The organism is Devosia subaequoris (assembly GCF_014197055.1).
Lineage (GTDB): Bacteria > Pseudomonadota > Alphaproteobacteria > Rhizobiales > Devosiaceae > Devosia > Devosia subaequoris.
Window position 1 is genome coordinate 112,234 of record NZ_JACIEW010000007.1, and the last position, 18,433, is coordinate 130,666.

General features: G+C 61.3%; 21 protein-coding genes. 12 read left to right on the forward strand and 9 right to left on the reverse strand.

The genetic code is table 11. From position 1 onward, the window contains the following. Positions 1 to 130: 130 nt before the first annotated feature. Both GGR20_RS14200 and GGR20_RS14205 read right to left on the reverse strand, forming a co-directional pair. Positions 131 to 1,501, reverse strand: coding sequence for a glutamate--cysteine ligase (locus GGR20_RS14200; protein ID WP_183312035.1), 1,371 nt, complete (start codon positions 1,499 to 1,501; stop codon positions 131 to 133). 71 nt (positions 1,502 to 1,572) lie between these two features. Next, positions 1,573 to 2,322, reverse strand: coding sequence for a 16S rRNA (uracil(1498)-N(3))-methyltransferase (locus GGR20_RS14205; protein ID WP_183312036.1), 750 nt, complete (start codon positions 2,320 to 2,322; stop codon positions 1,573 to 1,575). Positions 2,323 to 2,560: 238 nt separating this feature from the next. Here GGR20_RS14205 and ubiA point away from each other — a divergent pair, with 238 nt between their 5' ends. Continuing rightward, positions 2,561 to 3,493: a 4-hydroxybenzoate octaprenyltransferase gene (ubiA, locus tag GGR20_RS14210; protein ID WP_210283191.1), complete on the forward strand. Its 933-nt coding sequence runs from the start codon at positions 2,561 to 2,563 to the stop codon at positions 3,491 to 3,493. 76 nt (positions 3,494 to 3,569) lie between these two features. On the opposite strand, the gene GGR20_RS14215 is transcribed toward ubiA, so the two are convergent. Next, entirely contained in the window at positions 3,570 to 4,085 is a 516-nt protein-coding gene (locus GGR20_RS14215) for a DUF6101 family protein (protein ID WP_183312039.1), read from the reverse strand. A 253-nt stretch (positions 4,086 to 4,338) separates the two neighbouring features. Here GGR20_RS14215 and GGR20_RS14220 point away from each other — a divergent pair, with 253 nt between their 5' ends. Genes GGR20_RS14220 through GGR20_RS14230 form a run of 3 tightly spaced genes read left to right on the forward strand, consistent with a single transcriptional unit; the run spans position 4,339 to position 6,707 of the window. After that, positions 4,339 to 5,196, forward strand: a complete 858-nt coding sequence (locus tag GGR20_RS14220; protein WP_183312040.1) for a 3'(2'),5'-bisphosphate nucleotidase CysQ — start codon at positions 4,339 to 4,341, stop codon at positions 5,194 to 5,196. Between the two features lie 3 nt (positions 5,197 to 5,199). Further along, positions 5,200 to 5,445, forward strand: a complete 246-nt coding sequence (locus tag GGR20_RS14225; RefSeq protein ID WP_183312041.1) for a DUF4170 domain-containing protein — start codon at positions 5,200 to 5,202, stop codon at positions 5,443 to 5,445. Between the two features lie 2 nt (positions 5,446 to 5,447). Then, on the forward strand, positions 5,448 to 6,707 hold the full coding sequence (locus GGR20_RS14230; RefSeq protein ID WP_183312042.1) for an O-antigen ligase family protein: 1,260 nt from the start codon (positions 5,448 to 5,450) through the stop codon (positions 6,705 to 6,707). Here GGR20_RS14230 and GGR20_RS14235 read toward each other — a convergent pair. The 4 genes from GGR20_RS14235 to GGR20_RS14250 are packed head-to-tail and all read right to left on the reverse strand — an operon-like array spanning position 6,673 to position 10,634. Next, positions 6,673 to 7,788, reverse strand: coding sequence for a glycosyltransferase family protein (locus GGR20_RS14235; RefSeq protein ID WP_183312043.1), 1,116 nt, complete (start codon positions 7,786 to 7,788; stop codon positions 6,673 to 6,675). The genes GGR20_RS14230 and GGR20_RS14235 overlap by 35 nt on opposite strands. A 32-nt stretch (positions 7,789 to 7,820) precedes the next feature. After that, positions 7,821 to 8,042, reverse strand: a complete 222-nt coding sequence (locus GGR20_RS14240) for a DUF2093 domain-containing protein (protein ID WP_183312044.1) — start codon at positions 8,040 to 8,042, stop codon at positions 7,821 to 7,823. Positions 8,043 to 8,090: 48 nt separating this feature from the next. Next, positions 8,091 to 9,707: an exodeoxyribonuclease VII large subunit gene (gene xseA / locus GGR20_RS14245; protein ID WP_183312045.1), complete on the reverse strand. Its 1,617-nt coding sequence runs from the start codon at positions 9,705 to 9,707 to the stop codon at positions 8,091 to 8,093. 39 nt (positions 9,708 to 9,746) lie between these two features. Next, positions 9,747 to 10,634 carry a LysR family transcriptional regulator gene (locus GGR20_RS14250; RefSeq protein ID WP_183312046.1) on the reverse strand — a complete coding sequence of 296 codons (888 nt, stop codon included), beginning with the start codon at positions 10,632 to 10,634 and terminating at the stop codon, positions 9,747 to 9,749. Between the two features lie 149 nt (positions 10,635 to 10,783). On the opposite strand from GGR20_RS14250, the gene GGR20_RS14255 reads away from it, so the two are divergent. Beyond that, the gene (locus GGR20_RS14255; RefSeq protein WP_183312047.1) at positions 10,784 to 11,047 is read left to right on the forward strand and encodes a YjiS-like domain-containing protein; all 264 of its coding nucleotides are present in this window, start codon (positions 10,784 to 10,786) and stop codon (positions 11,045 to 11,047) included. Positions 11,048 to 11,198: 151 nt separating this feature from the next. On the opposite strand, the gene GGR20_RS14260 is transcribed toward GGR20_RS14255, so the two are convergent. Continuing rightward, a complete protein-coding gene (locus GGR20_RS14260) occupies positions 11,199 to 11,444 on the reverse strand; it encodes a PilZ domain-containing protein (protein ID WP_183312048.1) in 246 nt (81 codons plus the stop codon). Between the two features lie 18 nt (positions 11,445 to 11,462). Continuing rightward, positions 11,463 to 11,963: an invasion associated locus B family protein gene (locus tag GGR20_RS14265; protein WP_183312049.1), complete on the reverse strand. Its 501-nt coding sequence runs from the start codon at positions 11,961 to 11,963 to the stop codon at positions 11,463 to 11,465. Between the two features lie 329 nt (positions 11,964 to 12,292). On the opposite strand from GGR20_RS14265, the gene coxB reads away from it, so the two are divergent. From coxB to GGR20_RS14300, 7 genes are all read left to right on the forward strand, one after another. Next, on the forward strand, positions 12,293 to 13,231 hold the full coding sequence (gene coxB / locus GGR20_RS14270) for a cytochrome c oxidase subunit II (protein WP_420827449.1): 939 nt from the start codon (positions 12,293 to 12,295) through the stop codon (positions 13,229 to 13,231). Between the two features lie 23 nt (positions 13,232 to 13,254). Continuing rightward, entirely contained in the window at positions 13,255 to 14,949 is a 1,695-nt protein-coding gene (ctaD, locus tag GGR20_RS14275) for a cytochrome c oxidase subunit I (protein ID WP_183312050.1), read from the forward strand. A gap of 66 nt (positions 14,950 to 15,015) precedes the next feature. Beyond that, positions 15,016 to 15,945 (forward strand): heme o synthase, encoded by a 930-nt coding sequence (locus GGR20_RS14280; RefSeq protein ID WP_183312051.1) that lies wholly within the window; start codon positions 15,016 to 15,018, stop codon positions 15,943 to 15,945. 2 nt (positions 15,946 to 15,947) lie between these two features. Next, positions 15,948 to 16,133 (forward strand): cytochrome c oxidase system small membrane protein, encoded by a 186-nt coding sequence (locus GGR20_RS14285; protein ID WP_183312155.1) that lies wholly within the window; start codon positions 15,948 to 15,950, stop codon positions 16,131 to 16,133. Then, on the forward strand, positions 16,133 to 16,699 hold the full coding sequence (locus tag GGR20_RS14290) for a cytochrome c oxidase assembly protein (RefSeq protein WP_183312052.1): 567 nt from the start codon (positions 16,133 to 16,135) through the stop codon (positions 16,697 to 16,699). Before GGR20_RS14285 ends, GGR20_RS14290 begins: the two co-directional genes overlap by 1 nt. Positions 16,700 to 16,701: 2 nt before the next feature. After that, positions 16,702 to 17,538: a cytochrome c oxidase subunit 3 gene (locus tag GGR20_RS14295; RefSeq protein WP_183312053.1), complete on the forward strand. Its 837-nt coding sequence runs from the start codon at positions 16,702 to 16,704 to the stop codon at positions 17,536 to 17,538. Positions 17,539 to 17,601: 63 nt separating this feature from the next. Next, positions 17,602 to 18,384, forward strand: a complete 783-nt coding sequence (locus GGR20_RS14300; protein WP_183312054.1) for an SURF1 family protein — start codon at positions 17,602 to 17,604, stop codon at positions 18,382 to 18,384. The last annotated feature ends 49 nt before the right edge of the window (positions 18,385 to 18,433 follow it).

Genomic DNA, 18,433 nt, shown 5'->3' on the forward strand with positions numbered 1-18,433 from the left:
GGCGTGATGCAGGAAAGTACGGGCTAGGGCAAGGGGTTCTGTGGTTGGGCGGACGGCACCTCTACCCGGATGGTGCAGCCGCGTTGGTCAGGGGCATATCAGTGCAGGAGGCAGTCTTGGCCTCTAGCGCCTAAAGCTCGGCTTCCTTGAAGATCCGCGTCAGATCGCCCTTCCATTCGCCATGGAACTTGTCGAGCCAGCGCTGGGCCGGGACCTTGCCGCTGCGCACGGTTTCTTCGAGCGGAGCCAGATAGATGGTTTCGTCCTGGCCTTTGGCGTTGAGGCGGTTGCGTCGCACCAGACCCGCCTCGGCAATACCGACGGCCTGGGCGGCGACATCGAACAATGACGATCGATCAAACGGCGTGTCGAGCCCGAGCCTTGGCACTTCGCGGCGCAGATGCTCACGGTCGTCATCGCTCCAGTTGCGCACCAATTCCCAGGCGCCTTCCAAAGAGATGTCGTCATAGAGCAGGCCCGTCCAGAAGGCGGAAAGCGCCACCACATGGGCCTCGTCGCCCATATCGGCGCCACGCATCTCCAGGAACTGCTTGAGGCGCACTTCGGGGAAGATGGTCGAAAGGTGATCCTCCCAATCCTTGATGGTCGGCTTTTCGCCGGGAAGCTGCGGCAAGCGGCCATCGAAAAAGTCGCGGAAGCTCTCGCCGGCAACATTGATGTACTTCTTGTCGCGGATGACGAAATACATCGGCACGTCGAGCGCGTAGTCGGCATAGCGTTCAAACCCGAATCCGGGCTCGAACACGAAGGGCAGCATGCCGGTGCGCTCATCGTCAGTATTGCGCCAGATTTCGCTGCGGAAGCTGAGATAGCCGGTGTCGCGACCGCCCGCGAATGGTGAATTGGCGAACAGTGCGGTGGCAACCGGCTGCAGCGCCAGCGAGACGCGCAGCTTCTTGACCATGTCGGCTTCGCCGGAGAAGTCGAGATTGGTCTGCACCGTGGCCGAGCGATACATCATCGAGGTGCCCAGCGTGCCGGTCTCACCCATATATTTGGTCATGATCGCATAGCGCGACTTGGGCATGGAGGCGATCTCGTCCACCGCCCAAATCGGAGTGACACCTAGCCCGAGAAAGTGAATGTCGAGGGGCTCGGCGACTTTTTTGGTCACGCGCATGTGCTCGCTCAATTCGGCGGCCGTGCCATGCAGGTCGGCCATAGGCGAGCCGGAGAGCTCGAACTGCCCACCCGGTTCGAGCGAGATGCCGCCTGCGATCTCGTCATTGCGCAGGCCGATGGGAAGGTCCCCGTCGTAGAACGGATGCCAACCAGTCTCCTTCTCGATGCCTTCCAAAAGCGCTCGAATACCCTGTTCGCCCTCATAGGCGACCGGGCGCAGCGGATTGGTGTGGAACACGTGTTTTTCGTGTTCGGTGCCGACGCGCCATTGATCCGCCGGCTTGGCGCCGCGTTCCATCGCCTCGATAAGATCTGCCCGTGAAGAAATCAGGGGCGAGGGGGTGTCGGCACCGGCCATATGGTCCTCATGTTCGAGGGTCTAAACTGGGGCGCGAACATAGCGAGAGCAAGACGGAAAGCAATCGCCTTTTATCGCCAATCACCGATGATCGCCTGTATGACTGCCAATCCGGCCACGGCCGCCGTGTCGGCGCGCAGGATTCTGGGCCCAAGGCTGATGGGAACAACGAAAGTCAGGGCGCGCAATTTTTCTCGCTCTGCATCTGAAAATCCACCCTCAGGTCCTATGATTAGTCCAATGCGTTGCCCGCGTAGCTGTTCCAACGCGGACACCGGTGAGGAGGAGGCCTCGCCTTCATCGGCAAACACCAGTTTGCGGTCGCCGTGAGTTTCAACCCAGCCATCGAGCAGGACATCGAGATCAATGGCAGGCGCAATCTGCGGCACGTTGAGGACTTCACATTGCTCGGCCGCCTCGACGGCATTGGCAGAAAGGCGCTCTGGCTTGAGGCGATGAAGTTGGGTGAATTGGGTCATCACCGGCTGAATAGTGCCGACGCCCAACTCGACCGCCTTCTGGACCATGTAATCCAGCCGCTCGCTTTTGAGCGGGGCAAAACCGTACCAGAGGTCGGATGGCGGGGTTTGTGGGACGATCTGCTCGACGATTTCCAGCGCGACTGATTTTTTCGAATCGCTGGTGAGCTTGCAAAGCCAGGCGCCGTCCCGGCCATTGAACAGTACGACCGCGTCGCCCACCGTTCTGCGGAGGACCGCAGCTAGGTAGAGCGACTGATCTTTGCTGAGGGTCAGTTGCGTCCCGGCAACCAGATCGGCTTCGACGAAAAGGCGCGGGAGACTGGCGTGACTGCGGGGCATGAATGGTCGCTGGTTAATTCCGCCGCCCAACATAGTTGTTGTGGGCGGACCAGCAACCCCCTCATCCGGCCTCCGGGCCACCTTCGCCCTGATTGGGGAGAAGGATAAAAGCGAACTCGGTCCACTTCGTCTCCCCGTCGGGCAGAGGGTTGATCGGTCGAAGGTCGAGTCGGGTGAGGGGTGGCTCCACCAAGAGACAGGGGTTATGAGGGGTAAAATGACACCAATAGGTGGACGCATGAATACCCCCAATTCCACCGGCACCGTTGCCGACGCGCAAAAGGACAACTGGCTCGATCGCCATGCGCCAGAATCAATGAAGCCCTATGGGCGGCTGGCTCGGTGGGACCGGCCTATCGGATTTTACCTGTTGTTCTGGCCCTGCGCCTGGGGCATTGGCCTCGCTGCGCTTTTTCAACCGGCCCTCGGGTTCGGCTGGTGGGCGGCTATTCTGATGTTTCTTGGCGCCATTCTGATGCGCGGGGCGGGGTGTACCTTTAACGACATTGTCGATCGCGATATCGATATGAAGGTTGCGCGCACGCGGTCTCGCCCGATACCTTCGGGCCAGGTCTCGTCCCGCGAGGCATTTTATTTTCTGGTGGCTCAGGCGCTGCTGGCCTCGGCGATCCTGTTTCAGTTCAACCGCTTCACGGTTTACGCGGCCATTGCTTCGCTGGTGCTGGTGGCGATTTACCCCTTCATGAAACGGATCACGTGGTGGCCGCAGCTTTTCCTCGGTCTCGCCTTTTCCTATGGGGCGCTGGTGGGTTGGTCGAGCCAGACCGGGGGGCTGAGCTGGGCGCCAGTGGTGCTTTATGCTGGCACCATTCTCTGGGTCATCGGCTATGACACCATCTATGCGCTTCAGGATATCGAGGATGATGCGCTGGTCGGCGTCAAATCCACCGCGCGTCTATTCGGCGATAATGTGCGCCCGGCCGTGGCGGTGCTTTATGCCGGCGCCTTCCTGCTCTGGAACGTCGCTTCGCTGATGGCGGGTGGCGGGGTGATCTTTGCGGCACTCTCACTGGTGGCCGCGGGGCTGCTGGCCTGGCAGCTCTGGACGCTGGACAAGGATGTCGAGCGCAACCCGTTCAACCGCTTTTACAACAACCATTATGTGGGCATGGCGCTGACCTTGGCGCTGCTGGCCGAATGGGTCTGGTAACTGCCATTAAAAAAGCCGAAAGGGCCGACCGCACCACCGGTCGACCCTTTTCGGCTTGCTTTGGAGAGCAATAGACTTAGCGCGCGTCAGCCTGGCCGGGCTTGCGGCGATTGAGAAAACGGGGCCGGCGCGAGGCATCGGCGGCAAGCTTGCGGCGCGGGGTCGTATCGCCCAGCATGACGCCATCGACCTGCTGGCTATAGGGCATGTAGGCGCCATCTCCGGCCTTGATGAACAGCGGCAGGCGGAGCTTCTTGCCCCAGTTCTGCCATTCGGCCACGACGTTGTGATTGCCCTCTTCTTCGAACACCTTGTAGTTCAACTCGGCGTCGGAATGGACCAGTTCGATCGAGCTGGTCAGCATACCGTCTTCGGAGATGGCGGTGGCTACAGCCACGCCGATGAACTCGGTGACGGGCACCTTGATTTTGATCGCCACGCCGCTCTGCTCGAGCATCTTGCGAACGGTAACGGTTTTGACCGGGTCCTTGGGACCGTTGTCGTTGGCCGCCATGAAGCGGCGCTCGGCTACGGCCGGGCGGCCAAAGGCCAGAACCACTGATGTGCCTTCCATCGCAACGCCATGAACCATTTTTGATGCCTTCCTGTAACTTCGAGAGCTTGTTTTTGTGCTCCGTTTGTAGGGCCAATCTAGCGCAGCCCCTTACCCACGGCCTTAATCCGTTGGGTTAAATTTATGTTGTTTTCCCGGAGGGTTAGCAGGGTATTGCACCTAGTCAGACCCGGTTAACCCAGCCTCTTGCGCTCCTGTTTACCCTGCCACATTTGCCACTGGACGACGCGCCCTTGTGGAAAAGCGCCGCCAAGCCTAAAAGGCCCGCACAATGCCGGCTTTCGCTCCACCTTATGAAGATGATCTCGAACTGCTCCGCTCAACGGCGGTGGCAGCGGGCATCATCGCCTCGAGTTATTTCAGGCGCGATATCAAGTCCTGGACCAAGGATAATGCCTCGCCGGTCAGCGAAGCCGACATCGTGGTTGATCGGTTCCTCGCGGCGAACCTGCTCCAGGCTCGGCCCGATTACGGCTGGCTGAGCGAAGAGACCGTTGATAATCCGTCCCGCCTGGACTGCGACCGGGTGTTTGTCGTCGATCCTATTGACGGCACCCGTGCCTTCCTGCGCGGCGAGGATTACTGGACTGTCTCACTGGCGGTAGTGGAGAACGGAGTTCCGGTTGCCGGCGTGATCTATGCGCCGGCGCGCGACGAGCTCTATGAGGCCAATAAGGGCGGAGGCGCACGGCTCAATGGTAAACCCTTGACCCGAACCCGCCGAGCCGGGACGCCGCCGCTGATCCCCGCACCCGGTGCCGTACACCAGGAATTACAGGCCGCCGGTCTCGACTATGCACGCGGGCCCGCTTTTCCCTCGCTGGCCTATCGGCTGGTGCAAGTGGCCACCGGCAGGCTCGATGCGGCGGTTGCCCGACGCGGCTCGCAGGATTGGGATATTGCCGGAGCGGCGGTCATCTTGAGCGAATGCGGTCTCGACTTCGCCGATGTCTGCATCGGGTTCCCACAATTGAACAAACGAGATGTGCGTCACGGGGCGCTTGCGGCCCTGGGCGACATCAGCCTAAAACCCCTCGTGCATGCTGCGCTGATCAAGGTGTATGGTTGCCCCCAAGCCCATGACGGCGCCGAAACTGCCGAAAAGCAATTGCCTCAAACGCGGGACTGACCGATGGCTGAAACGACCGAAAAGCAACTGTTGCACCTGGTGATTGGTGGCGAACTCGCCAGCACCGACGGCATTACCTTTGCCGATCTCGATCAAGTCGACATCGTGGGCGTCTATCCCAACTACGCCGCGGCCGAAAAAGTCTGGCGCGCCAAGGCGCAGCAGACTGTCGACAGCGCCCAGACCCGCTACTTCATCGTGCATCTGCACCGCCTGCTGGACCCCGATAGCGACAAAGCCGGGGCCTGAACTTGAAGCTTGATCCCTGGTCCGCCATTGGCGGACTAGCCCTTGTCGCCGGGCTCGGCTTCATGGGTACGGCGCCCTTTATTGCGGACTATGTGGTCATCGTCTGCGGATTGGTCGGGCTCGGCCTTGCCGCATTCGCCCGTAGCATGGCCCCCGTGGCGCCGTCGGCCTTGATGATCTATGCCGCATTGGTGTTGTTGGCAGCGACATTGCCCTTCGTCTATCGCTCCAGCATGGACTTGCTGCCGTTGGCGGCGTGTCTGCCAATGCTGGCGGCGCCGGGCATCGCAGCGCTGCTGGAGCGGAGGCAGGCAGACCTCGACAGGTTCGGCGCACACATCCTTCCGCTTTTGAGCCTCTTCGGCGTGAGCAGCGCGGTCGGCATGGGCCTATGGGAAGCGATGTCCACGGGCACGGCACGCGCCGGCGTTGGCAATAATCCTATCCACTTCGGCGGCATCACCACGATATTGGGCTTCCTGGCCCTTGTCGGCATGGTGTCCAACGCGGCGCGCTGGCGGGTGATCTATCTTGCTGGGCCGGCACTGGCCATGGTGGGCGTAGTGCTGTCCGGCTCGAGGGGGCCGCTACTCGCCTGGCTGGCGCTGGCTGTGGTCAGCCTGCCAATCCTGCTGATCGGCTTCAAAAGCTGGCGCCTCGCACTCGCGACCATTGCAGTTACGGTCGTGGGCGGAGTGTTGTTCGTTGTTCTGGCAGCGGATAGCTTGCTGGTTCAGCGACTGTTGACGGTGCCATCCACTCTGGCGGCGGCCTTTTCTGCAGAAGATCCGGTCGCGGCCCTGCTGGGGTTCATGACCGCCAACGACCCATATCGCACGGCTCTCTATGATGCGGGCTGGCAGGCGCTGCAATCCTCACCCATTATAGGGATCGGCTATGGGCAAATGATGCCGCTGGTGCGCGAACTCTATCCGGATATGATCTCGCTCCATACCCTTGAGAACCTCCATAGCGACATCGCGGACTTCGCTGCCTTGGGGGGCGCCATGGGCACTCTGGCCTATGTCCTGCTGTTGCTTTCGCCGGCAGCCGCCCTAAGGAGCTTGCGCCTGCGCGATTATCCGGGATTGTGGCTCACCGCTGTGGTGCTGATCGTCGGCTATGCCACGCTGGGTCTGACCAATGCCATGTTCGGCGTGTTGCCGCAGACCGCCTTATTCGCCGTAGCGCTGAGTGGCTTGATGGCGCTGAGCCATCGGGCGAAGGTCAGGAATCAAGTGCTGCCAGAACCTCGTCAATAGCACCCGGTCCGCCGATGCGCTGACGCCCAATGGTGCCGAGCCGTTCCCGTTCATCAGGGGAATTGATGAGCCTCCCGAGCGCCTTGGCAACCGCCTCGGCATCCCCCGGTACGGCGATGCGCGCCTCGCCGTAAAGGCGCTGTTCGTCTTCGAACCGGGACTGCCGGTCTTTCGGGCTGGTCATGTAGATGGCCGGCTTGCCCAGGCCCAGCGCCTGCGTCGTTGCGGTGCCTGCCTGCGATAGGACAATGTCCGAAACGGCGAGTGCATTGCCCATGGCCCGGCCGCGCAGTAGATGCACGGTGATCTTGCCATCCGAGAGGCTGCCCAGATCGTCGCCCTCGGCGCTGAGCAAATTGGTTCGGCTCAGGCCACTGGCTTCGGCCAGATCGGATACTGGTATTTCTCCGGCCACGGCTAGAAAGGCATCAGGGCGTTGCTCGGCCGGCAAGCGGCGCATCGCGTCCACCTGGCGGGCGAAATTCGTTGGTGTTTCACCCCGGCTGCCGGGCAGCAGTGTCACCGCGAGCGGCTGGCTGCGGCGGCTCTGGGCGTCGTAGTCACCAAAAGGGATGGTATCCATCATCAGATTGCCGGGCGCCGTCGCGTCAACGCCCGCTTGACGCAGCAGTTCCGCCAGATTGTCCGCCCGGCAGAAGACCCTTCGGCAGGTCCGGGCGATCACATGCTTCTCCAGGCCCGAATAGAGCCGGGCCGCGCCGGTCTTGTAGCAGTCCACATAATAGAGGCCGCGATGGCCGGTGATCCAGCCCAGCAAGGGCACGATGGCGTCACCCACCACCAGAATGCGGTCATAGCGATTGCGGATCGAGCGCATATAACGCAGCGCCGGGGGAATGGTGGCCAACCCGCCCTTGGTCAGGTCGCGGCGCAATGACCCCTTGGCCGTTCGCGCACCACCCGATGCAAGCCGGGCCCGCGGCCCCACGACCGGGCAGATGCCGGCATAGGCATTGCCGCTCCCCAGCACTGGCCAGGCTTCGACCAGATATCTATCGGTGAGATGCTTGGCAATCGCAGATGCGATCCAGTCCTCGCCGTGTCCATTCGAGATGATCAAGAAGCGCTGACGCGGCGCCGACCCGACCACTCCTAATGGCCCCGGCCGAAGCGTTCCAAGGCCGTATTGGCCGCAACAGCGTCCACATAGGGCTCCTGCCGGTCCACACTCCAATAGAACAATTCATCGAGCGGAATCGGCTTGCCGGTGGTGGCGCAGCGCACGAAGCTGCCGGGCTTGAGTACGACATAGTCGCCATCGAGATAGCGCAAGCTCGCTTCTGCGGGCGCAAACCCCTTGTCGAAAATATTCATGGTCTCATACCTCGGCTGTCAGGCTTCTATACCGAACCGAAATGCGCATCAAAAGAGGCTTTCCTGTGAACCATCGTCCGGACCGGGCCGGGTGGGTTTGCGACGGATGACGGGCGCCCCGGCCACAACAACCCCAACCTCGCCATCGGCAAAGCTCAGGTTGAGCGCTTCTCCGGGGCGGGCGTTCGCCCGAGTGGTGACGACAGCGCCGGTCTCGTCCTGTACCAGTGCATACCCGCGCGCCAAGACATTTCGATAACTCAGGGTTTCCAAAAGCTTGCCCAATTGCTCCCACTGCACGCGGCGCGCCTGTGCAGTTTGCGTCGCGGCGGCATCCAATCGGGCGACGAGCGGAGACAACCGTCCCTGAGCATGGCGCAATTCGGCACGCAGTGGTTTGTCGGAAAGTCCAGGCAACAGACGCGCTAAGGCCGTCTGCTTGCGCTCGAGTGCGGTGGCGGTGGCCGTGGGCAATTGGCGGGCGCACGGGTTCAGCCGCAACCGTGCCCGCTCCACAGTCTTGCTCAGTCCGGTTTCGCCATAGCGCTGCAGGACGGTGAGACGCTCGCCCAGTTCGGCATGCCGCTGGCGCACCAAGCGCGGCTGAACCGAGCTCGCAAGATTTGAGAAACGGATGCGCCGGGCCTGTACGAAGTGTCGGAGAGCGCCCGAGAGCTGGCTGCTGGCGAGGTCCAGGCTTTGCCGATGCGTTGAGACCAGATCGGCTGGGCGTGGCAGCCCGGCCGCGGCGGCGCGTAGCCGGTCCTTGAGGCTGGCCAATTCCCGCCGCATGGCCTGCCGCTGGCGCAGGCCGTGGTCATCGACATAAGCGATGAGTTCCGCGCGCACCGGTACCGACGCTTCGGCGGCGGCGGTGGGTGTGGGCGCGCGCATGTCCGAGGCGTAGTCAACGAGCGTGGTATCCGTCTCGTGTCCAACCGCCGTGATGACCGGGATCTCCGAGCCGGCCACGGCGCGAACTACGGCTTCTTCGTTGAAGCCCCAGAGATCCTCGATGGATCCGCCGCCGCGCGCCACGATCAACAGATCGGGCCGTGGTATCTGCCCTGCGGGCAAGAACGCGTTGAAGCCTTCGATCGCGTTCACCACCTCGGGGGCGCAGGTGTCGCCCTGCACGCGTACCGGCCAGACCAGGACATGGCTCGGGAAACGATCGTCAAGCCGATGCAGGATGTCGCGGATCACTGCGCCGGTAGGAGATGTGATGACGCCTATGACCCTGGGAAGATAAGGCAGGGGGCGCTTGCGCTCGCGGGCGAACAGCCCCTCGGCGAGCAGCTTCTTGCGGCGCTCTTCAAGCAGTGCCATTAGCGCGCCGGCGCCAGCCGGCTCGATGTTTTCGATGACGATCTGGTATTTCGATGAGCGCGGAAAGGTGGTCAACCGCCCGGTCGCAATGACCTCCAGCCCTTCCTCAGGCTTGAAGGCAAGGCGCGCATAATTGCCCTTCCAGACCACGGCGTCGATGGAAGCGGTATCGTCCTTGAGGGTGAAATAGGCATGGCCCGAGGAGTGCTGCCCGCGAAAGCCGGAAATCTCACCGCGCACCCGCACATGGCCGAATTCGTCCTCGACCGTGCGTTTGACCGCCTGGGCGATTTCGGAAACGGTGAATTCGGCGGCGTTGGTCAGAAGCTGGGACATATGCTTCTGGTGCGACAAAGCCGGGAATGGGTCAAGCCGCTACTCGGCGGCTTCCACCTGGACAACGCCATCCAGATTACCCATGGACTGGACGATGTGATTGGCCAGCGCGTCATAAATGCCGCCATAGGCATGGCTGGCGCGGGTAAGGGCGATCTGCGCGTCGGCCAGCCGTGGCAGGCCATATTCTTCGCCGATCACCCGCATGCCGGGCTGCAATGCGCTTTCGGGCAAAAAGCCGATGGCCAGGTCCGACAGAACCGCTGAGGAAATAGCGGTCGCGTTGGACGAGGTGTAAGCGACGCGATAATCCATCCCGCTGCGGTCGAGCTGTTCCATGGCGTCCTTGCGCCAGATGCAGCAATTGGGACCGCAGGCGATGGCCAGCGGCTCGCTGGCCAAAGCGCGGCCGCCATGGCTGGACACCCAGAACATCTTTTCGGTGCGGAACAGATCGCCGAAATTGTGATCGGTGCCCTGGGTGAAGACGATGAGATCGTATCGCCCCGCTTTCATGCCTTCGAGCAATTGCTCGGACGCCATGCAGGCCACATCTACCGCAATGCGCGGGTGGGTGCGCTGGAAACTGGAGAGAATGACCGGCAGCAGGCGCACGGCATAATCATCCGGTACACCGAACCGAATCGACCCGGCCAGGTCGCTGTCATTGAAGTGGTCGAGAATTTCAGCGTTGGTGCGCAGCATTTTGCGCGCCCGCTCATAAAGGACCTCGCCGTGATGGGTGAGGCTGACACTGCGCCCGTCACGGGTGAGCAGGGTCTGGCCCAGCCGCTCTTCGAGGCGCTTGATCTGCATCGACACGGCTGACTGGGTTTTGTTTACCCGACGCGCCGCTTCCGTGAAGCTGCCGCAATCGGCAATCGCGCAGAAACTCTGCAACTGGTCGAGGTCAAGAGGGGCAGCCATCGTTCCATCACCCAAATTGATCGAGAGGATGAAATCTATTTGTTGGACGAATGGAAGTCCAGAGCCTTATCTAGGGACCATCGATACACCGTCGTGTCGACGCCCGCCGGCCTCCCTCCGGCGGCCAGTCCTGTCCATTGGAGAAAAAGATGGCTCTCTCGCTTCCCGGCGAGCGGTCAGTTGTGGCCGGCTCGCACGTCAATCCTGTACGTGGCCTGTTCACCTGGTTCGCCCAGGCCAAGGCCGCCCGTGCCCGCCGCAAGGCGCTCCGGGAATTGCTGTCGCTCGATGCAGCGCTTCTCAAGGACCTTGGTGTGAGTCGCGCCGATGTGCTCGATGCCATGACACCTCGGGACGGCCGGACCGCCGGCATGGTCCTCAATGCAGCCAGGGCGCGCAACGCCCGCGGCTGAGGTAGAGAATTCGCGGCCGACATGCCGGTCGCACCCTGCGTTGGGATGAACACTTTTGCCTGTGCGCGTCCCATCTCCCGGGCCGGTTTTCCCACCGGTCCCGTTTCCTGAAGACTTGCCGGGCCATGCATTGGCATGTGCCCGGTTTTTTTCAGATGAACCGAACGCCGATCTCGGTTTCGCTGTGCCAGGCCAGTTCACAATCGAGCCTTCGCCCATCGGTCATGGCCAGGACGAAGCGATGTGGTACGCCAAAGGCGCTCGTCACGGTCAGTTTGGCGCCCGTATCAGAGAGATTGCGGATCACGCAGTCAAAGGTCGACCGACCGTCATTGAAGACGATCTTGCCGCTTTTAAGGGTTCGATGCCGCTGTGCTGAACGCTCGTCTTCACTCACTTAATAATGCCTCCGCGATCAGGGCAAGGCTTCAAAGCCCTCGGAGAACCCGTCTAGGGAAACCGGAATGCCGACGCCTTCCTCTGGGGTCTTGAAGACGACGAAGATCGCATCGCTTCCCTCGGAGAGCACCTTGATGATCTCATCATCAAGCTCGACTTCCGCGATACAGCCATTGGGCAGGCAGCGCACGAAGGCAACTCGCCCCATATCGGTGCCATCGACATTGAGGCCCAGGCCATTGGGTAGCAGCACGCCCAGCGGCGCCAACACGCGTAGCAGCCGCGCTTCACGATCTGCCGTGCGCAGGACGATGACCGAGAGGCCCACATTGGGCTGATCTTCGGCCAGCACATTCTGAATGATGGCACATTGTTCAAAACTGGCGCCCGGCGGCGTGTCGCAGCTCATCTGCCAGTCGCCATATTCCGCGCGTACCGTGCCCTGAGCCAGGGTGGGCGCCGCCAGAAATGCCATTGCACATGCACCGATTACACCAAACCGCTTTGCCCAGACCATCACTTCTTCCAACTCTCCCGTCGAATCGACGTTTTGCGCGTGGGGTCAGCCTGTTTCCGACACGCACTCGAAGCTGTCAACCAAACCCCTGCTGTCCGGCCCCTTTTGGGTAGAAACTGCGGCGCACATGAGGCGAGCGGGGCGCCGACCGGCACCAATATGCCGCAGCGTGTACCCCGATGCACAGAATAGACTCGGGGTAAGCAATGTGATTTAGGTCAAGCACGAGTTTTTGCGCTCCGAAGTTGAGTCGGGGCGGCGTTCGCTATGCCGCTATTCAACCAATCCTGCTTCGGTGCACGCCGCCAGAACGTGTCGATAGGGGGTATATGGTGACCGGACAGTTCTTCAGGAAGATGGGTGCCGCGATCGCGGCCGCGACGGCTCTGGTGCCGGCTGCGGTATCAGCCCAGGATGCTGCGGTTTTGACCCAGAATGATGCCGGCGGATACGCTGAGCCGGGCCAGTTCCACCTGCAGGAATCGGTGACGCCGATCATGGACTCCATCGTTGCCTTCCACGATGGCATCCTGATGTGGACCATTGCGCTGATCGTGCTTTTCGTTCTCGCGCTTTTGGTGGTCATCGTGGTGCGGTTCAATGCCAAGGCCAATCCAGTGCCGGCGCGCTTCACCCACAACACGCTGATCGAAGTGATCTGGACGGTCGTGCCGATCCTGATCCTGGTGGTGATTGCCATTCCGTCCTTCGGTGTCTTGTCCGACCAGATGACCGTGCCCGATGGTGAGCGCAAATATTTGGGCGCCAATATCTTCTCGCTCGGCGAGGTCGAGGTTCCGGAAGCTACCATCACCATCAAGGCTTCCGGTGAGCAGTGGTACTGGAATTACGAATATGTGGATCAGGGCGTTGCCTTTGACTCCAATATTCTTTCCGAAGCAGAGATTGCCGAGTTCAAACCCGGCCAGCCGCGTCTTCTGGCTGTGAACAACGAGTTGGTCGTGCCTGTCGACACCACCGTGCGCCTGCAGGTGACATCCAGCCCGACCGGTGTGATCCACGCCTTTGCGGTGCCTTCCTTCGGCATCAAGGTCGACGCTGTTCCGGGTCGCCTCAACGAAACCTGGTTCAACGCGCGCGAAACCGGCATCTACTACGGTCAGTGTTCCGAGCTTTGCGGCAAGGACCACGCCTATATGCCGATTGCGGTGCGTGTGGTGAGTGCTGAAGAATACGAAGCCTTCATCACCGCGTTCGCCGAAAGTCGCAACTATGCCGAAGCAGCGTCGCTGCTTCCGGCTCTCTAAGCGAAGGGTCAGAGGACAAGACAATGGCAAATACCGCTAACCTCGAAGCCCATGCCACCGGGCATGACCACGCCAGCCACGACCATCATACCCCCACGGGCTGGCGGCGCTGGGTCTATTCGACCAACCACAAGGACATCGGGATCATGTATCTCGTGTTCTCGATCATTGCCGGTGTGATCGGCGGCCTGCTCTCGGGCGCCATGCGCCTGGAGTTGCAGGAGCCGGGCATTCAGATCTTCCACGGTCTGGCCGCCATGTCCTACGGTCTTGAGGGTGATGCCGCTCTGGATGCGGGCAAACACATGTTCAACGTGTTTGTATCCGCCCACGCCCTGATCATGGTGTTCTTCACCGTGATGCCCGCGACCATGGGTGGCTTTGCCAACTATTTTGCGCCGCTGATGGTGGGTGCCCCCGATACAGCCTTCCCCCGCATCAACAATGTGGCCTTCTGGCTGTTGCCGCCGGCACTGCTGTTGACCGTGATGTCGATGTTCTTCGAAGGCCCGGCCGGCGCGCTTGGCTTTGGTGGCGGTTGGACGGCTTATCCGCCTCTCTCCACGAGCGGTCATCCGGGTCCTGCAACCGACTTCGTGATCTTCTCGCTGCACGTGGCGGGTGTGAGCTCGATCCTGGGCGCGATCAACCTGATCACCACGATCCTGAACATGCGTGCCCCGGGCATGACGCTGCACAAGATGCCGCTGTTTGCCTGGTCCGTTCTGGTGACCGCCTTCCTGCTGCTGCTGGCCCTGCCGGTGCTGGCCGGCGCCATCACCATGATGCTGACCGACCGCAATTTCGGCACGACCTTCTTCAATCCCGATGGCGGTGGTGATCCGATCCTCTACCAGCACCTGTTCTGGTTCTTCGGTCACCCTGAAGTTTACATCATGATCCTGCCGGGCTTCGGCATTGTCAGCCACATCGTGGCGACGTTCTCCCGCAAGCCCGTGTTTGGTTACATGGCCATGGCCTACGCCATGGTGGCCATCGGCTTTGTCGGCTTCGTTGTGTGGGCGCACCACATGTACACCACCGGCCTGAGCCTCGACGTTCAGCGCTACTTCGTGGCCGCCACCATGGTGATTGCGGTGCCCACGGGCGTGAAGATCTTCTCCTGGATCGCCACCATGTGGGGCGGCTCGATTACGTTCCGCATTCCCATGCTCTGGGCCATCGGCTTCATCTTCCTGTTCACCGTTGGTGGTGTGACTGGTGTGGTGCTGGCCAATGCCGGTGCCGACCGAGCGCTCCACGACACCTATTACGTGGTTGCCCACTTCCACTACGTGCTTTCGCTCGGTGCCGTGTTCTCGATCTTCGCCGGCTGGTACTACTGGTACCCTAAGATGTTCGGCTACATGTACAACGAGTTCCTGGGCAAGCTGCACTTCTGGGTCATGTTCGCTGGTGTGAACCTGATCTTCTTCCCGCAGCACTTCCTGGGTCTGGCGGGCATGCCGCGCCGCTACATCGACTACCCCGATGCCTTCGCGCTGTGGAACCGCGTCTCCTCCATCGGCTACTATGTGACCTTCGTGGCGATGATCATCTTCTTCTATGCCACTTGGGAAGCCAGCCGGAAGAAGCGTCCTGCCGGTGACAATCCCTGGGGCGATGGCGCGACCACGCTGGAATGGACCCTGAGCTCGCCTCCGCCGTTCCACCAGTTCTCGACGCTGCCCAAGATCGAGAGCAAGGACGCGCACTAGGCGCTCCGGACTGACGCCAATTGCGGATCGCGCCTCCGGTGCGATCCGTTCACCAAGGAAAGACCTGTGGCCTATATCGACAACAGCAGTGATGTACCCGCCGTCGCCGGCGGTGCGCGCGTCGAGGATTACCTCGCGCTGCTGAAGCCACGCGTCATGTCGCTGGTGGTGTTCACCGCACTGGTGGGCATGCTGGTCGCGCCCGGCGGGGTTAATCCATTTGTAGGCCTTGTCGCCATCGTCTGCATTGCCATTGGGGCAGGGGCCTCGGGTGCCCTCAACATGTGGTATGACGCTGATATCGACGCCGTGATGAGCCGTACCCAGAACCGCCCGATTCCGGCCGGCCGCATGACCGGCGGCGAAGCACTGGCCTTTGGCCTGATCCTTTCAGTATTCTCGGTAACTCTGCTGGGCCTGGCGACCAATTGGGTTGCCGGCGGTTTTCTTGCCTTCACCATTTTCTTCTATGCCGTGATCTACACGATGTGGCTCAAGCGCTCGACGCCGCAGAACATCGTCATTGGTGGCGCCGCGGGGGCCTTTCCGCCAATGGTCGGCTGGGCCGCGGTTACCGGCACGCTGAGCTGGGAGAGCTTTGCGCTCTTTCTCATCATTTTCCTCTGGACCCCGCCGCATTTCTGGGCGCTGGCGCTCTACAAGCAGGGCGATTATGGCGCCGCAGGCATCCCCATGATGCCAAATGTCGCTGGCGAAAAGTCCACCAAGTGGCAGATTTTTGGTTATTCCATCGCTCTGGCCGCCTCCAGCGTCCTGCCAAACCTGCTCGGTTTTTCGGGCTGGATCTACGGCGCGGTGGCGACTGTTTCCGGTCTGAGCTTTATCTGGCTGACGCTGCGACTGCTCCGCGCACCTGACAATGTCACCATGCGCCGCACTGCCCGAACCGTGTTCACCTTTTCCCTGAGCTACCTCTTCGTGCTGTTCCTGGCGCTGCTGACTGACAATATCGCCCTGCGGCTGGGAGTAATCTGATCATGGCTGAACAAACTGGATCCAAGCTCGCCCCCAATGGCATGACCGCCGAGCAGGAAGCAGCCTTCCGCAAGCAGCGTCGCCGCCGCTCGCTGGCCCTGGCCGGCGCCCTGGCCCTGTTTGCGCTGACCTTTTATGTGCTGACCGTCATCAAGATGGGTCCGGCACTGTTCGACCGGGGAATGTGATGGCCGATACGACCGCGTCCTATCATCATGCAGACCCGGACAAGCGCAACAAGCGCGTGGCCGTCATGCTGGCCGGCGTGGCGGCGGGCATGGTGGGACTGGCTTTCGCTTCGGTGCCGCTCTACCAGATATTCTGCCAGGTTACCGGCTTTGGCGGGACCACCCAGGTGGCCTCGGATAACCCCAAGGGCGTGATCGCCCGCGACATGAAGGTGCGGTTCGACGTCAATATCGATCACGCGCTGAATTGGACCGTGACCCCGGCAGCGCCGATTACCGACCAGATCGGACGCGTCGATACGGTCAACTACATCGCCACCAACCATTCCGACAAACCGGTCACCGGACAGGCGATTTTCAATGTGGTGCCCGAAAAAGCGGGCTACTACTTCAACAAGATCGAGTGCTTCTGCTTCACCGAACAGACGCTTCAGCCCGGTGAAACGGTGGAAATGCCCATCGTGTTTTTCGTCGATCCTGATATCGATGAAAACCGCGAACTCGACACCATCAAAGAGATCACACTCTCTTATACGTTCTACGCTTCAGACAGTGAGGGAAGCTGACCATGGCTGCCATTGAGAAGAACCATGACTATCACATGGTCGAACCCAGCCCCTGGCCGTTCGTAATTTCGATCTCGGTCTTCGTGATGATGATCGGTGCCATCGCCTGGATGCAGGACTGGACACCGTGGCTGTTCTTCATCGGCCTGGCCGGCGTGCTCTACACCTTCTACGCCTGGTGGGCAGACGTGGTGAAGGAAGCCAATAACGGCGTCGACCACACCCCGGTCGTACAGATGCACCACCGCTATGGCATGATGCTGTTCATCGCCTCGGAAGTCATGTTCTTCGTGGCCTGGTTCTGGGCTTATTTCGACGGCTTCTTCCGTCTCGATGACATCGAGCAATATGCCCGCGTTGCCGCCACTGGTGGGCACTGGCCCCCGATGGGTGTGGAACTGTTCGACCCGTTCCACCTGCCGCTGTTCAATACGCTGATCCTGCTCACTTCAGGTACCACCGTTACCTGGGCGCACCATGCGCTGCTAGAGAATGACCGCAAGGGCCTGCGCTGGGGCCTCGTGCTGACCGTTGCCTTGGGCATTCTGTTTTCCTTCGTGCAGTATCTCGAATACAGCCACGCCGCCTTCTCGTTCTCGGGCAACTACTACGGCGCGACCTTCTTCATGGCGACCGGCTTCCACGGCTTCCACGTGCTGATCGGGACGGTCTTCCTGGCCGTCTGCCTGATCCGCGCCGAAATGGGCCAATTTACCCCAGAACGTCACCTCGGCTTCGAATTCGCCGCCTGGTACTGGCACTTTGTGGACGTGGTCTGGCTGTTCCTGTTCGCCTCCGTCTATGTCTGGGGCGCCTGGGGCGTTGCCCTGAGCCACTAGGGCCCGTCGTATGATGACAAAGGGGCGCGGCATGGCTGCGCCCTTTTTCTTTGGAGACCCGCAATGAGCAAAGCTGAAGCGACGCGCCGACCGGGGCTACGCGGGACCGATTGGCTGTTTACCGCGCTGATGCTGGTGCTGGCTGTTATCTGCCTGTTCCTGGGCAATTGGCAGATGGCGCGGTTGTCCGAGAAGGAAGCCCTTGTGGCCGCGGTCGACCAGCGGCTGACCTCCGAACCGGTCCCTGCGCCGGAAGCCGCAGAGTGGCCGGTTCTGGATATGGAGCAGTGGAATTTCCAACCCGTCACTCTTACTGGCAGCTATCGCTACACGCAAACGGTGACGGTGTTCACCAGCCTCGCCAATGCGCGCGGCCGCTTTTCCGGACCTGGCTATTGGGTGGTCACGCCCTTCGAACTGGACACAGGTGGGACGGTCTTCGTCAATCGCGGCTTCGTGCCCCAGGAATTCCAAGAGCAGGCCGCCTTGGGCGACCTGCATGGCGACGATCCGGGCAGCGTGACTATCGCGGGCCTGTTCCGGCCCGGCGAGGCTGTCGGCTTCATGGCGCCGGAGCCCAACATGTCCGACCGCATCGAATGGATGCGCAATCCAGAGCGGCTGGCGGCCATGGTCGATCCCGCCCTGGCCCCGATCGCCCCCTACTATGTTGATTTGCTGGCCGCCGGCGCGGGCGATCTTCCCCAGGGTGGGGAGACTGTCGTGAGCTTTACCAATAATCATTTCGGCTATGCGCTGACCTGGTACGGTTTTGCCATTGTCGCGATTGTGATGCTCGGTTTCTGGCTGTGGCGGCAACGTCGAACGCCGGACCGTCCCGCTTGATGCCGGCCAAACCTTGCAGCTACGGTCTGGTTTGACTAGGTTGCGACAA